This is a genomic window from Pseudomonas sp. SMN5, from assembly GCF_052041925.1.
Lineage (GTDB): Bacteria > Pseudomonadota > Gammaproteobacteria > Pseudomonadales > Pseudomonadaceae > Aquipseudomonas.
Map to the genome: position 1 here is coordinate 320,245 of NZ_JBKGGX010000002.1, position 13,964 is coordinate 334,208.

Below are 13,964 nucleotides of genomic sequence, written 5' to 3' on the forward strand. Positions count from 1 at the left end.
GGTTCAGCGCGCCTGTGCCATGTCGCGTAGCAGCTGCAAGGCCTCGGTGGCCAGCGGTTGATACTGGTTGAGAATATCCCCCAGGCTGATCCAGAAAATCACCATGCCCAACACCAGGGTCAGCGGGAAGCCAATGGCGAAAATGTTCAGTTGCGGCGCCGCCCGGGTCATCACGCCAAACGCGATGTTGACCACCAGCAGGGCAGTCACCGCGGGCAGTACCAACACCATCGCCGAGCCCAGCACCCAACCTAGCTTGCCGGCGACGTCCCAGAAATGATTGACCAGCATCGCACTGCCCACCGGCATGGTAGTGAAGCTCTCGGTCAGCACCTCGAACACTACCAGGTGCCCGTTCATGGCGAGAAACAGCAAGGTCACAAGCATCGTCAGGAACTGCCCGATCACCGCGGTGTTCACGCCGTTGGTGGGATCGATCATCGAGGCAAAGGCCATGCCCATCTGGATCGAAATGATTTGCCCGGCCACTACGAATGCCTGGAAAAACAGCTGCAAAGAAAACCCCATCAAGGCGCCGATGAGAATCTGCTCGGCCACCAGCATCAACGCACTGAGGTCCAAGGCATGAACCGGCGGCATCGGTGGCAACCCGGGCGCGATGACCACAGTGATCGCCAAGGCGAAGTACAGGCGAATGCGCCTGGGCAGCAGGGTCGTGCCGAAGACCGGCATGCTCATCAGTACGGCCGTGACACGAAACAGCGGCAGGATGAACGCCGCCACCCAGGAACTGATCTGGGTGTCTGTCAGCGCAAGCATCGACATCGGGTCAGCCGATCAACTGTGGAATACTGCCGTACAAACGCAGGATGTATTCCATGAAAGTCTGCACCAGCCACGGACCGGCGACGATCAGCGTCACCAGCATCACCAGCAGGCGCGGCAGGAAGCTCAGGGTCTGCTCGTTGATCTGCGTCGCTGCCTGGAACATGGCCACCACCAGACCCACCAGCAGACTGGGAATCACCAGGATGGCGACCATAATCGTGGTCAGCCAGAGCGCTTCTCGAAACAGGTCCAGCGCGACTTCAGGCGTCATATCTTGCTACCTGCACAAAAGGGCTAAACACCGCCGAAACTGCCCGCCAGCGTGCCGATGATCAGCGCCCAGCCATCCACCAGCACGAACAGCATGATCTTGAACGGCAGAGAAATGATCAGCGGTGAGAGCATCATCATACCCATCGCCATCAGTACGCTGGCGACGACCAGGTCGATGATCAGGAACGGGATGAAGATCATGAAACCGATCTGGAACGCAGTCTTGAGTTCGGAGGTCACGAAGGCCGGCACCAGGATCGTCAACGGCGCCTGGTCGGGACTGGCGATGTCGGTACGCTTCGACAGGCGCATGAATAATTCCAGGTCGCTGCTGCGCGTCTGGGCCAGCATGAAGTCCTTGATCGGCACCTGGGCCTTGGCCACCGCGTCCTGTGCGCTGAGTTTTTCCGCCAGATAAGGTTGCAGCGCGTCCTGGTTCACCCGGTCGAACACCGGAGCCATGATGAACATCGTCAAAAACAGCGCCATGCCGGTGAGGATCTGGTTCGACGGCGTCTGCTGCAAACCCAGGGCCTGGCGCAGGATCGAAAAGACAATGATGATCCGCGTGAAACTGGTCATCAGCATGACGAACGCCGGGATGAAGCTCAGCGCGGTCATGATCAGCAGGATCTGCAGGCTGACCGAGTACTCCTGCGCCCCGTCGGCGTTGGTGCCCAAGGTAATCGCCGGTATCGACAGCGGGTCGGCGGCAGATACCAACGGCGCGGCCAGCATCAGGGCCAGCGCCAATAGAATGCGCAGCGGCATTACTTTTTATCCTTCTGGTCTTTCCCCAACAGCTCCATGAGACGCTGGGCGAACTCGGGGGAGGCCTGTTCGGTAGAGGGCACCTGTACCGGCTCCTTGAGGACATGCAAAGCGGTGATCGAGCCTGGACTCAAACCCAGCAGAATCTGCTCGTTACCGACCTGCACCAGCACCAGCCGATCACGTGGTCCCAGCGCGCGAGAGCCGACGATGTCGATGACCTGCCCTTTGCCCGCCGGCCCTGCCTGTTGCACGCGGCGCAGCAGCCAGGCGAGGAAGAAGATTAATCCCAGCACCAGCAACAGGCCGAGCACCAACTGCGCCAATTGCCCGGCCACGCCGCTGCCCACCGCTGGTGCAGCGACCGCGGTAGCCGCAGTGGCCGCCGGCTCGGCAGCCAGCACGCTGAACGGCAGCATCATCGCTGCGGCGAATAGCGTTTTCACTCAGCGCAACTTCTTGATGCGTTCGCTCGGGCTGATCACGTCCGTCAGGCGAATGCCGAACTTCTCGTTGACCACCACCACTTCACCGTGGGCGATGAGCGTACCGTTGACCAGTACGTCCAGCGGCTCGCCCGCCAGGCGATCCAGCTCGATCACCGAGCCCTGGTTGAGTTGCAGCAGGTTGCGGATGTTGATGTCGGTGCTGCCCACTTCCATCGAGATGGACACCGGGATATCCAGGATCACATCCAGATTCGGACCGTCCAGGGTGACCTGGTCATTGCTTCTCGGCACGCTGCCGAACTCTTCCATGGGCAGGCGATTGGAAGCCTGGGCACCCGTGTCGGCGGCCAGCAAGGCGTCGATGTCGGCCTGTCCGCCATCGCCCGCCTCCTCAAGGGCCGCAGCCCACTCATCGGCCAGCGCCTGGTCATCCGGGGTGTTCATATCGTTAGCCATCATTTGTCCTCGGCGGGCAAAAATCAGTAGAAAACCTAAAATCCGTTACAAACTTAAAGGGTACGACACCGCTCAGCGGCGTTCGATCGGCTCGATCACCTGCAACGCCAGGTTGCCTTTATGAGAGCCCATCTTGACCTTGAAGGCCGGCACGCCGTTGGCGCGCATGATCATGTCTTCGGGCATTTCCACGGGAATGATGTCCCCTGGCTGCATGTGCAGAATGTCCCGCAGGCGCAGCTGACGCCGGGCAACCGTCGCACCGATTGGCACGTCGACATCCAGCACGTCCTGGCGCAACGCATTGATCCAGCGCTCGTCCTGGTCGTCGAGATCCGACTGGAAACCGGCGTCGAGCATTTCGCGCACCGGCTCGATCATCGAGTACGGCATGGTCACATGCAGGTCACCGCCACCGCCATCGAGCTCGATGTGGAAAGTCGAGACCACGATGGCTTCGCTCGGGCCGACGATATTCGCCATGGCCGGGTTCACTTCGGAGTTGATGTACTCGAAGTTCACTTCCATGATCGCCTGCCAGGCTTCCTTCAAGTCGACGAAGGCCTGTTCCAGCACCATGCGCACGACGCGCAGTTCGGTCGGGGTGAATTCACGCCCCTCGATCTTGGCATGACGCCCATCGCCACCGAAGAAGTTGTCCACCAGCTTGAACACCAGCTTGGCGTCAAGGATGAACAACGCAGTGCCGCGCAACGGCTTGATCTTCACCAGGTTGAGGCTGGTGGGCACGTACAGCGAGTGCACGTACTCACCGAACTTCATCACCTGCACACCACCAACGGCCACGTCCGCCGAACGGCGCAGCATGTTGAACATACTGATGCGGGTGTACCGGGCGAAACGCTCGTTGATCATTTCCAGGGTCGGCATGCGTCCGCGAACGATGCGGTCCTGGCTGGTCAGGTCATAACTTTTGACGCTGCCCGGTTCAGCTACGTTTTCGGTCTGGACCAGGCCGTCGTCGACACCGTGTAGCAGCGCGTCGATTTCGTCCTGGGACAACAGGTCCTGCACGGCCATGTCGTGTTCCTACTGCAATACGAAGTTAGTGAAGAGCAACTGTTCGATCACCACTTTGCCCAGCTCTTTCTGAGCCACTTCCTGCACGCTGGCCGTGGCTTTCTGACGGAGCATTTCCTGGCCGACGGGCGTCGCCAGGGTGTCGAAGTTCTGTCCGGAAAACAGCATCACCAGGTTATTGCGGATCAGCGGCATGTGCACCCGCAGTGCTTCCAGGTCGGCCTGGTTGCGACCCAGCAGGGTGATGCTGACCTGCATGTAGCGCTGGCGTCCGTTCTGGGTGTAGTTGGCCACGAAGGCCGGGGCCATCGATTCGAAAATCGCCGGCTGTTTGCCGACCGGTGCGGCCTCGGCCGCTGGGGCTGGCTTGCTTTGAGCGCCGTGCATGAAATACCAGGTCGCTCCTACGGACACACCGATCGCCAGGAGCAGGCCGACGACGATCAGGATGATCATCTTGAGCTTGCCTTTGGTTGCGGGGTCTTTTACAGCTGCTGCGTCGCTCTTCGCCATGCCAATAATCCGTCACTAATCGGGGTTTTCACTGTTGCGTGGCTAGGGTGGAGCAAGTGTTATGCCAGAAGTGTCCGGCTCGCCCAGCGACTCCCCCAAACTATTGTGGGAGCGAGCCTGCTCGCGATAGCGGTGTGTCAGTCACCTCATTGATGACTGATCCACCGCTATCGCGAGAGGCTCGCTCCCACAGATTCTGATTGTTATCAATCAGGCGTAGTAGTCGACCGCGCTGGTGCCGATCACGCTGGTGGTGGAAGTTGCCACTTCAGCAATGCTGGCTGGCGATTGCTCATCGGGCGAATCGATACGCTCGCCAGACGAACGGGTTCGTCCTGCCTGGGCCTGCTGTTGCGCCTGTTGTCCCGGGTCCTGCGAGCCTCGGGATTGGTCGGACACATTGACGTCGACCTGCCCCATGCCCTGCTGGGCAAAACTGTCGCGCAAGCGATGCAGCTGGCCTTCGAGCGCCTCGCGAACGCCTGAGTGAGCGCTCATGAAGGTGACCTGGGTCTGCTGGTCCGGCACCATGTTCACACGGATGTCCAGACGCCCGAGCTCGGCCGGTTGCAGCTGGATATCAGCCGCCTTGAGATTGGCGCTGGACAGGTACATGACGCGATTGACCACTTCTTCGGTCCAGCCATTCTGGTTCATGGCAATGGGCTGGTTGACCGGCACCGCGTTGGCGGTCTTCGGCGTCGCAGCCTGGGTCAGTGCCGCCAGACGGTTGGCAAAATCATCGACCCGCGTATCGCTGGAAGCGGCGGTCAGGTCCTTGAGGCCTTCGCTGATCAGGCCACCGAATGCCTTGTCACCGCCCTGGCTGCCGGGACCGGTGCTGTCCTGGTCGGCTTGCACGGTCAGCATGCTCGCCATACCGGCGGCAAACGTCTGGGCCGAAGTCTGGTCGGCCTCGAGCGAAGCAGGAGCAGCCACTTTGGGTTGCGCCTGGCTGGAGGCGGAAACATGGCCACTTTGTTCCATCGCCAAGCGCAAAGCCGGCAACGCGTCGAGTGGGTCGGCTTGCGGGTCGAAAGCCGGATCGACAACCGGGTCTTCGACCGGGCCCGGCGAGACCAACTGAGCGGCCGGCGGAGCCACGGCAGCAGCGGCCTGGACTTGAGCGGCGACCACCACCGGTGGTGGTTCCGGCGCGGTGGCCACGACGGGTACGCTCATGTCCGGCAGCTGTGCCGGATCGAGTGTCGGATCCGCCACGGGAGCCTGTGCCACCGTATCGTCAGTCGAATCGGCTGCGTCATCACTGGCCGTCTCGTCGTCGGCGCTGGACGGTTGCTTGTCTACAGGCAAGGGCTTGCCGCTATCGGCAACCTTGGGTTCCTCAGCGGCAGCGGTTTCGTTTCCGGCCTCCTTTTTGACGGGGACATCGGAAGTCTTGTCGCGCGCGGCCTTAACAGCAGGCCCCGAGGAGTCGGAGGATGCCTGACGGGCAAAGACTTTAGCGAAGCTGGAGCCTTTATCCCCGTTGTCCGGGGCTGCTGCCAGTGAATTGACGGCAGCCTGAGGCTTGGCCTGGGCAGCGGCCTGAAGCAGTGAATTGGGGGTAACCGGCATAAAAAAGTCTCCGCTGCACTGGAATCATAGGTACAGTCGGGACAAACAATGCAAGGGGCGGGCCAATCTACGATTGCCCGAGAATGCTCAGCAGTGGAAGCCTTCGCGCTCTTCCCGGCACAGCGAGCGCACGTGAGCGAATTCGCTGTCGATTTCGCTGACCAGCTTCTCGATACCGCCCAACGACGGCTGCTTGGCACGCTGCTCCAGTTCGCCACAGAGCTCGGCGAGACGGATGGCGCCCATGTTGCTGCTACTGCCCTTGAAGCTATGGGCGGTGGCGCTCAGTTTTTCAGCGTCCCGCGCCTCATGCAGCACCCGCAGGCGAGCTTCGGAATCGTTAAGGAAGGTATCCAGCAACTCCAGATACCCTTCTTCCATGACTTCCTTCAACGTGCTCAGCACGTCACGGTCCAGATGAATCTCACTCACTTGTTCGCTCCCTGATCAAGAATGACCCTGATTATGCCAGAGCCTCCCAGAAAAACTCCACGCGCACACTACGACCATCGTCTGACCACGAGGCATGATGGCTAAGTTGACGCACCAGGCTCACGCCGCGCCCGGATAACCGATCACTGTTCACGGGTTGCGCCAGCACCCGGGCCACGTCGAAACCCTGGCCGCTGTCCTCGACCTCGATGACCAGGCGACCACCCTCTTCGTTCGGCGTGACGTGCAGGTGCACCCGCACATGGCCATCGCTCAGCCCATCCAGGCGTTCGTTACGTTCCCGGTAATACCGGGCAAACCCCGACGCGTCACGCTTGAGGCTCGAATCGAGCCCCAATACGCCGTGGTCCAGGGCATTGGAATAAAGCTCCGACAGGACGCTGTAAAGAGCCCCACTCTGAGCCCTGAGTCCATGAACCTCAAGCAACAACTGCAACAGATAAGGCATCGGGTTGAAGCGCTTGAGCGTCTGTGCCCGGAACTCGAAGCTCACCGACCAGTCCAGCGGGCTGGATTGGCCGCTATCGGAGTAGACCGGTTGCGGCGGATTGAGTTGCGAAGGCGCGACGAGCCGCACCTCGACCATGCTGAAGTCATCCCGCGATTCTCCGCCAAAGTCCCGCAAGGCCTGTTGGATATCATCGAACAGCAGGTCGGGCTCACGGTTGGCGGCGAACACCTGTTGCAGCCCCTCGACACCAAACGGCCGGTCCTGTTCGTCACTGGTCTCGATTACGCCGTCAGACAACAGGAAGACCCTGTCACCCAAGGACATGGGGTGGACTTCGGTGCGGTCATCGAATAGTTGAGGCGACAGCACTCCCAGTGGCAGGTGCCGCGCCGGCAATGGCGTGCGTCTGCCGCTGAGGCCGTCGTGCAGATAGCCGTCGGGCATGCCGCCGTTCCAGACCTCTACCGTGCAACGCTGGAAACTCAGGCACAGCAGGGTTGCGCAGCAAAACATGTCCACCGGCAGGATCCGCTTGAGCTTGGCGTTCATCTCCCGCAGGATCTGCGCCAGGCCATAGCCCTTGGCCGTCATGCCGTAGAAAACTTCCGCCAACGGCATCGCGCCCACCGCCGCCGGCAAACCATGCCCGGTGAAATCGCCCAGCAGGATATGCATGTCCCCGGCCGGATTGAACGCGGCCAGCAGCAAATCGCCGTTGAACAAGGCATAAGGTGATTGCAGATAACGGATATTCGGCGCGCTCAAGCAGCCGGAGTGGGCAATTTTGTCGAAGACCGCCTTGGCGACCCGCTGCTCGTTGAGCAGGTAGCCATTGTGCCGGGCGATCTGGTCACGCTGCTCCACCACCGTAGCCTGCAACCGACGCAAGCGGTCCATGGCCTTGATCTTGGCAGCCAGGATCACCTGGTTGTAAGGCTTTGCGAGAAAATCATCGCCGCCGGCCTCCAGACAGCGAGCCAGGCCTTCGCTCTCGGTCAGCGATGTCAGGAAAATGATCGGGACCAACTGGTCGCCGGCCAGCTGCTTTATCTTCTGCGCGGCCTCGAAGCCATCCATCACCGGCATCATCGCGTCCATCAGCACCAGATGCGGACGCTGCCCCCGATACACCTCGACCGCCTCGGCGCCATCCGCCGCAGTCAGTACATGATGACCCTGGCGACGGACGATGGTGGACAACAACAGTCGATCAGCGGCGCTGTCCTCGGCGATCAGGACCGTCAACGGTTCCAGGTCGGACAACATGATGGGCAGTCAGGCTTCGCCTGAATGACGCTTGTCGTGGTGGTTGCCTGTGCGGTCGTGCTCTGCCGACCGGTCGTCTTTGGGGTAGATATCGAACAGTTTGTCGAAATTGGAAATCGCCAGGATTTTCTTGACGTCACTGTTGCTGTTGACGATCCGAATGTCCGAATCGTCGCCGCCGGCAAAATCGCGCAGCAGCAGGAGCATGCCCAGGGCAGAGCTGTCCAGATAGGTGGCTTCTTTCAAATCCACGACGACGGACCCTGGCAGTGGATCGAGCCGCTCATACGCCTCACGAAACTCTTGATGCCGACCGAAATCGAATCGACCCTTGATCGAAATCGTCAACTTCTGCCTATCGGGGGATACTTCGGTAACGACTGACATGATCGGCTTCCTTGTCATGGACATACGTGTACAAGGTTTAGCATCTGGTGAAGGTCTGAGCAAGGTTTCGGATCATTCACCTGACGAAATCCTGTTGAGTGGTCAATATGGGTTCTGGCGCGGCAGGCGCTGGGACAGCTCATCCAGCAACTTCTGTTCGCGTTTATCCTCCAGCTGTCGCGCCTCATCGATATAGCGCTGCACCAGTTTGCGCAGCCCTTCCACGCGGGCGAAAGCCTCCTGCCAGCCCTGCCGGGCTTTTTCCAGATTGTTCTGATGCCAGACCAGGCTCTGGCGCTGCTGGTCGATGGCGGTCCCCAACTGCGCCAGGAACCCCTGGTAGCCCAGCAGCCATTGTCCGGAAACCCCATGGCGGCCACGGGCAACCCACTGCTCCTGGTATTCGAGGCGGAAATTCTCCAGGTCAGCCAATTTGCTTTCGGCGACCGCCACCTGCCCTTGGAAATAAGCCAGCCGCTGCACGGCGGCTTTCTCGGCTTTTTCCGCCATTTCCACCACCGGCGCCAGGCGCGCCGCACGACTCGTGGCCATGGTCGGTTACCCGCCGGCGACGGGGGTGAAAATACTCTGCAGGTGCGCTTCGCTGGCCCCCATGCCAATGTTGTCGTTCAGGCTCTGGCGCAAATACACGGACATGGCCGGGTACAGATTGATCGCGGTGTCCGTCTCGCGGTCACCGCCGGGTACGTAGGCGCCGACGCTGATCAGGTCACGGCTTTGTTGATAACGCGACCAGTACTGCTTGAATTGCTGGGCACGCTTCATGTGCTCAGGGCTGACCACCGACGGCATGACCCGACTGATGGACGCCTCGATGTCGATGGCCGGGTAATGTCCTTCCTCGGCCAGGCGCCGGGACAGCACGATGTGACCGTCGAGCACGCCCCGGGCCGAGTCGGCGATCGGGTCCTGCTGGTCGTCACCTTCGGAAAGCACGGTGTAGAACGCAGTGATCGAACCGCCGCCCTTCTCCGCATTACCGGCGCGTTCCACCAGTTTCGGCAACTTCGCGAACACCGACGGTGGGTAGCCCTTGGTCGCCGGCGGTTCACCGATGGCCAGGGCGATCTCCCGCTGGGCCTGGGCGAAACGGGTCAACGAATCCATCAGCAACAGGACGTTCTTGCCTTTGTCGCGGAAATACTCGGCGATGCGCGTGCAATACATGGCTGCCCGCAGACGCATCAACGGCGCGTCATCCGCCGGCGAAGCCACGACAACCGAGCGCTTGAGGCCTTCCTCGCCGAGAATGTGCTCGATGAACTCCTTCACCTCGCGGCCCCGCTCGCCGATCAGCCCCACCACAATGATGTCGGCCTCGGTGAAGCGGGTCATCATGCCCAGCAGCACACTCTTGCCCACACCCGTACCGGCGAACAGGCCCAGACGCTGGCCGCGCCCGACCGTCAATACACCGTTGATGCAGCGTATGCCCACGTCCAGCGGCACGCTGATGGGGTCGCGCTTGAGGGGGTTGATCGTCGGGCCGTCCATCGGCACCCAGTCTTCGGCCTTCATGCCGCCTTTGCCGTCCAAGGCGCGCCCGGCACCGTCCAGTACGCGACCGAGCATGCTCATGCCCATGGGCAGGCGACCGGTATCGGCCAGGGGCACCACGCGCGCGCCGGGGGCGATCCCGGCGACGCTGCCCACCGGCATCAGAAATACTTTACTGCCGGAGAAACCCATGACCTCGGCTTCCACCTGCTCCGGGTGATAGCTGTCGTCGTTGATGACCAGGCAACGGCTGCCCATGGCAGCACGCAGGCCCTCGGCTTCGAGCGTCAGCCCGACCATGCGCAACAGGCGTCCTTCCAGGATCGGCTGGCCCGCCAGCTCGGTGGCCTCGGCGTAGCTGCCCAGGCGCTTGGCGAAGCTGGTTCGCTCAAGGCGCATCGCGGCTGTCCGGTTCGGTGGCAATCAATGACGCACCGTCAGGTTCGGCGTCAGCCCTGAGCTCGTCCGGCAGTTCCAGGCTCAGGTCGGCCGGTGCCGGGTGCAGGGCTTGCTCGTGCAGTTGGTCCAGCAACTTGGCCATGACCTGCTCGATGCGGGTCTCGACAGTTGCGTCGATGCGGCTGTGTTCGGTTTCCACGCGACAGCCGCCAGGCAACAGCGAGGCGTCCTCGACGATGCGCCAGGTTTCCTCGTGGCGCTCGCGCAAGGCCTTGACCAGTTCGAAATCCTGCGGATTGATGTACAGCCGCACGTTGCCCACGCCCAATGGCAGGAGCTTGAGGGCTTCGCGCATCACGTGTTCGATCTGGCTCGAATCGATGGCCAGTTCGCGCTGGATGACCTGGCGGGTGATGTGCTGCACCAGTCCCACCAGGGATTTCTCGATCTGCGTATCCTGCTCGGCAATCGGTTCGAACAGGTTGACCATCAGTGACTCCAATGCCCGCAGCTTGGCCGTCAGGGCCACTTCGGCCTCCTGACGGACCTTGAGCGTGGTGCTGTGAAAGCCCTCTTTCTCGCCCACGGCGAAACCTTCGTTGTAGGCTTCCTGGCGTATGCTTTCGACTTCTTCGAGGGTCAGCGGCTGGACCTCCTCCAGCGGTACTTCCTCGATTTCCGGCAGCTCCTCCACCGGCTCGGGCTCAGGCTCCGGCACATGGGGGTCGAAGCTGGGCAGCGACCAGACGTCGAAACCACCGACGTCGCGGGCGCGGATCAGGTCGCTGGGTGCATCATCACTCTTGACGGACATAACGACCTTAGATCATCTCTTCGCCGCCCTTGCCACCGAGAACGATCTCTCCGGCTTCGGCCATGCGGCGGGCGATGGTGAGGATTTCCTTCTGTGCGGTTTCCACGTCGCTGACGCGCACCGGGCCCTTGGCCTCCAGGTCGTCGCGCAACAGTTCGGCCGCCCGCTTGGACATGTTCTTGAAGATCTTCTCCTTGACGCCTTCGTCCGACCCCTTGAGGGCCAGGACCAGTACGTCGGAGGACACCTCGCGCAACAGCGCCTGGATGCCGCGGTCGTCGACATCGGCCAGGTTGTTGAACACGAACATGAGGTCTTCGATCTGACCGGACAGGTCTTCGTCGAACTCGCGGATCGAGTCCATCAGCTGACCTTCGATCGAGCTGTCGAGGAAGTTCATGATGTCCGCCGCGCGCTTGATGCCACCCAAGGTGGTGCGCGAGGCATTGGAGTTGCCCGAGAACTGCTTCTCGAGGATCTGGTTCAATTCCTTCAGGGCCGCCGGCTGCACGGTGTTGAGCGACGAGACCCGCAGGATGATGTCCAGGCGCACTTTGTGGTCAAAGTTGCCCAGGACTTCACCCGCCTGGTCCGGATCGAGATACGCCACCACGATCGCCTGGATCTGCGGGTGCTCGTAACGGATCACGTCGGCGACCGCCCGCGGCTCCATCCACTTGAGGCTGTCCAGGCCACTGGTGTTGCCGCCCAGCAGAATGCGGTCGATCAGGCCGTTGGCCTTGTCCTCACCCAACGCCTGGGTGAGCATTTTGCGCACATAGTCATCGGAACCAACACCCAGGCTGGTCTGATCGCCGACGATGTCGACGAATTCGCTCATTACCTGCTCGACCTGCTCACGGTGCACGTTACCCATCTGCGCCATGGCCACGCCCACTCGCTGGACCTCCTTGGGCCCCATGTGGCGCAGCACTTGGGCGGCGTCGGTCGAACCCAGGGACAGCAGCAGAATCGCGGCTTTGTCGACCCGGGACAATTTGGCAACAGCGGCTCGATTATCACTCATCTGCGTTGATCCACTCTTTCACGACCTGAGCCACACGACCCGGATCTTCTGCCACCAGACTCTTGATGGCGTTCAACTGGGCGTCATAACCTTCGCTCGGGCTTGGCAGCAGAATGCTCTGCGGCCCGCCGAGGCTGACGCGATCATTGGCCAATTCGCCATCCAGGCCGCCCATGCCTCCCAGCTCTACGTCACCCAGGCTTGCCAACTGCTTGTTCTTGCCGCCATTGGTGATGTTGTTCAGCACCGGACGCAGCACACCGAATACCAGGATCAGGATGAACAGCACGCCCAGTACTTGCTTGACCACATCCCAGAACCAGGGTTGCGAATAAAACGGAATATCGGCGATCACTTCACCGCGCTCGGAGGAGAACGGCACGTTGATCACGCTGACGCTGTCGCCACGGCTGGCATCGAATCCGACGGCGTCCTGGACCAGGCGAGTGAAGCGCGCCAATTCGTCGGCGCTCCATGGCGCACGAGTGGTTTCGCCGTTGGCCGGGTTGACCTTGACCTGGTCGTCCACCACCACCGCGACCGAAAGACGCGTCAAACGACCTTGCTGTTGCTTGGTGTGGCTGATGGAACGGTCGAGCTCGAAATTCCTGGTCGACTGCTGACGCTTGTCCGCCGGGTATGGCGCCAGCATCGGCTGGCCGGTGGCCGGGTCCATGATCTGCTGGCCGTTGGCGTCCACCAGCGGCTGACCTGGCTGCACCATGCTGGCCGACCCAGCGGCACCACCGGTGGTTTGCGGCGCGCTGGCCGGAGCCGGCGGCTGGTTGCTCAACGCACCGGGAACGCCCTGCGGACCATTGCTGGCGGTGCGCTGCTCATTGACCGACTGCTCACTGCGCAACGCTGGCTGATCAGGATTGAACTGCTCGGAAGTCGACTCGACCGCACTGAAGTCCACATCGGCCGAAACTTCCGCCTTATAGCGATCATTACCCAAGACCGGTTGCAGGATGTTGTGCACCCGCTGGGTCAGCATGCCTTCCATCCGACGGCTGTAATCGAATTGCTTGCCGGCCATGGTCAGTTCGGAGTTTTCCGCCTGATCGGACAGCAGCGTGCCCTTCTGGTCGACGACGGTGATCTGCGACTTGCTCAGCTCAGGTACGCTGGTCGCCACCAGGTTGACGATGGCCATGACCTGGCCCGGCTCCAGGGAGCGGCCCGGATACAGTTCCACCAGTACCGATGCGCTGGGCTTGCGCTCATCACGCACGAATACCGAGCTTTTCGGAATTGCCAGGTGCACCCGTGCGCCCTTGACGTTGTTCAGGCTGGAAATGGTCCGTGCCAGTTCGCCTTCCAGGCCGCGACGATAACGGGTCGCTTCCATGAACTGGCTGGTACCCAGGCCCTGGTCCTTGTCGAGGATCTCGAAGCCGAGGTTGCCATCTTTCGGCGTCACGCCAGCCGCGGCGAGCTTGAGGCGCGCACGGGCAACATCGTCGGCCTTGACCAGCAAGGCGCCGGAATTGGGTTCGACGGTATAGGAAATGTCGGCAGCCGCCAGGGTCTCCATCACTTGCTTGGCGTCCATACCCTCCAGGCTACCGTAGAGGGGACGGTAGTCCGGCTGCTGGGACCACAACACCACGGCAAAACCAATCGCCACGCTCGCAGCCAGGCCCACCAACAGGCCGACCTGACGCAACATGGTCATTTCGGAGAGATTTTCCAGGAAGGACAAGCCAAACAGCGGCGGTTTGCCGTCTGGTGGAGTGGCCTTGGCCGGAACGTTATCTACGGCTGCTTCTGCCATGA

The 13,964-nt window shown here is 61.4% G+C and carries 15 protein-coding genes and 1 pseudogene; all 16 read right to left on the reverse strand.

The window, feature by feature from the left end:
- Window positions 1-3 precede the first annotated feature (3 nt).
- The 16 genes and pseudogenes from fliR to fliF all read right to left on the reverse strand — a co-directional run bounded on the left by fliR (window position 4) and on the right by fliF (window position 13,962).
- A complete protein-coding gene (gene fliR / locus ACLEJR_RS03115; RefSeq protein ID WP_440795735.1) occupies window positions 4-786 on the reverse strand; it encodes a flagellar biosynthetic protein FliR in 783 nt (260 codons plus the stop codon).
- 4 nt (window positions 787-790) lie between these two features.
- On the reverse strand, window positions 791-1,060 hold the full coding sequence (gene fliQ / locus ACLEJR_RS03120; RefSeq protein WP_440795737.1) for a flagellar biosynthesis protein FliQ: 270 nt from the start codon (window positions 1,058-1,060) through the stop codon (window positions 791-793).
- Between the two features lie 23 nt (window positions 1,061-1,083).
- Window positions 1,084-1,833 (reverse strand): flagellar type III secretion system pore protein FliP, encoded by a 750-nt coding sequence (gene fliP, locus ACLEJR_RS03125; RefSeq protein ID WP_440795739.1) that lies wholly within the window; start codon window positions 1,831-1,833, stop codon window positions 1,084-1,086.
- The gene (gene fliO, locus ACLEJR_RS03130; RefSeq protein WP_440795841.1) at window positions 1,833-2,255 is read right to left on the reverse strand and encodes a flagellar biosynthetic protein FliO; all 423 of its coding nucleotides are present in this window, start codon (window positions 2,253-2,255) and stop codon (window positions 1,833-1,835) included. Before fliO ends, fliP begins: the two co-directional genes overlap by 1 nt.
- A gap of 24 nt (window positions 2,256-2,279) precedes the next feature.
- Window positions 2,280-2,738 (reverse strand): flagellar motor switch protein FliN, encoded by a 459-nt coding sequence (gene fliN / locus ACLEJR_RS03135; RefSeq protein ID WP_440795843.1) that lies wholly within the window; start codon window positions 2,736-2,738, stop codon window positions 2,280-2,282.
- 72 nt (window positions 2,739-2,810) lie between these two features.
- Complete coding sequence (gene fliM / locus ACLEJR_RS03140; RefSeq protein ID WP_440795741.1) at window positions 2,811-3,779, reverse strand: flagellar motor switch protein FliM; 969 nt, start codon at window positions 3,777-3,779, stop codon at window positions 2,811-2,813.
- Between the two features lie 9 nt (window positions 3,780-3,788).
- Entirely contained in the window at window positions 3,789-4,292 is a 504-nt protein-coding gene (gene fliL, locus ACLEJR_RS03145; RefSeq protein WP_440795743.1) for a flagellar basal body-associated protein FliL, read from the reverse strand.
- Window positions 4,293-4,502: 210 nt separating this feature from the next.
- Window positions 4,503-5,870, reverse strand: a complete 1,368-nt coding sequence (locus tag ACLEJR_RS03150; RefSeq protein WP_440812059.1) for a flagellar hook-length control protein FliK — start codon at window positions 5,868-5,870, stop codon at window positions 4,503-4,505.
- 87 nt (window positions 5,871-5,957) lie between these two features.
- On the reverse strand, window positions 5,958-6,302 hold the full coding sequence (locus ACLEJR_RS03155; RefSeq protein WP_245138383.1) for an Hpt domain-containing protein: 345 nt from the start codon (window positions 6,300-6,302) through the stop codon (window positions 5,958-5,960).
- A gap of 31 nt (window positions 6,303-6,333) precedes the next feature.
- Window positions 6,334-8,040, reverse strand: a complete 1,707-nt coding sequence (locus ACLEJR_RS03160; protein WP_440812061.1) for an ATP-binding SpoIIE family protein phosphatase — start codon at window positions 8,038-8,040, stop codon at window positions 6,334-6,336.
- Between the two features lie 87 nt (window positions 8,041-8,127).
- Window positions 8,128-8,427: pseudogene (locus tag ACLEJR_RS03165) on the reverse strand (STAS domain-containing protein); the annotation flags it as partial.
- Between the two features lie 102 nt (window positions 8,428-8,529).
- Window positions 8,530-8,979 carry a flagellar export protein FliJ gene (gene fliJ / locus ACLEJR_RS03170; protein WP_245138382.1) on the reverse strand — a complete coding sequence of 150 codons (450 nt, stop codon included), beginning with the start codon at window positions 8,977-8,979 and terminating at the stop codon, window positions 8,530-8,532.
- Window positions 8,980-8,985: 6 nt separating this feature from the next.
- Window positions 8,986-10,344, reverse strand: a complete 1,359-nt coding sequence (gene fliI / locus ACLEJR_RS03175) for a flagellar protein export ATPase FliI (RefSeq protein WP_440795750.1) — start codon at window positions 10,342-10,344, stop codon at window positions 8,986-8,988.
- Window positions 10,334-11,158: a flagellar assembly protein FliH gene (gene fliH, locus ACLEJR_RS03180; RefSeq protein WP_440812062.1), complete on the reverse strand. Its 825-nt coding sequence runs from the start codon at window positions 11,156-11,158 to the stop codon at window positions 10,334-10,336. The genes fliI and fliH overlap by 11 nt, the downstream gene beginning before the upstream one ends.
- Window positions 11,159-11,165: 7 nt before the next feature.
- Window positions 11,166-12,185, reverse strand: a complete 1,020-nt coding sequence (gene fliG / locus ACLEJR_RS03185) for a flagellar motor switch protein FliG (protein ID WP_024778656.1) — start codon at window positions 12,183-12,185, stop codon at window positions 11,166-11,168.
- The gene (gene fliF, locus ACLEJR_RS03190; protein WP_440812065.1) at window positions 12,178-13,962 is read right to left on the reverse strand and encodes a flagellar basal-body MS-ring/collar protein FliF; all 1,785 of its coding nucleotides are present in this window, start codon (window positions 13,960-13,962) and stop codon (window positions 12,178-12,180) included. Before fliF ends, fliG begins: the two co-directional genes overlap by 8 nt.
- Between the last annotated feature and the right edge of the window lie 2 nt (window positions 13,963-13,964).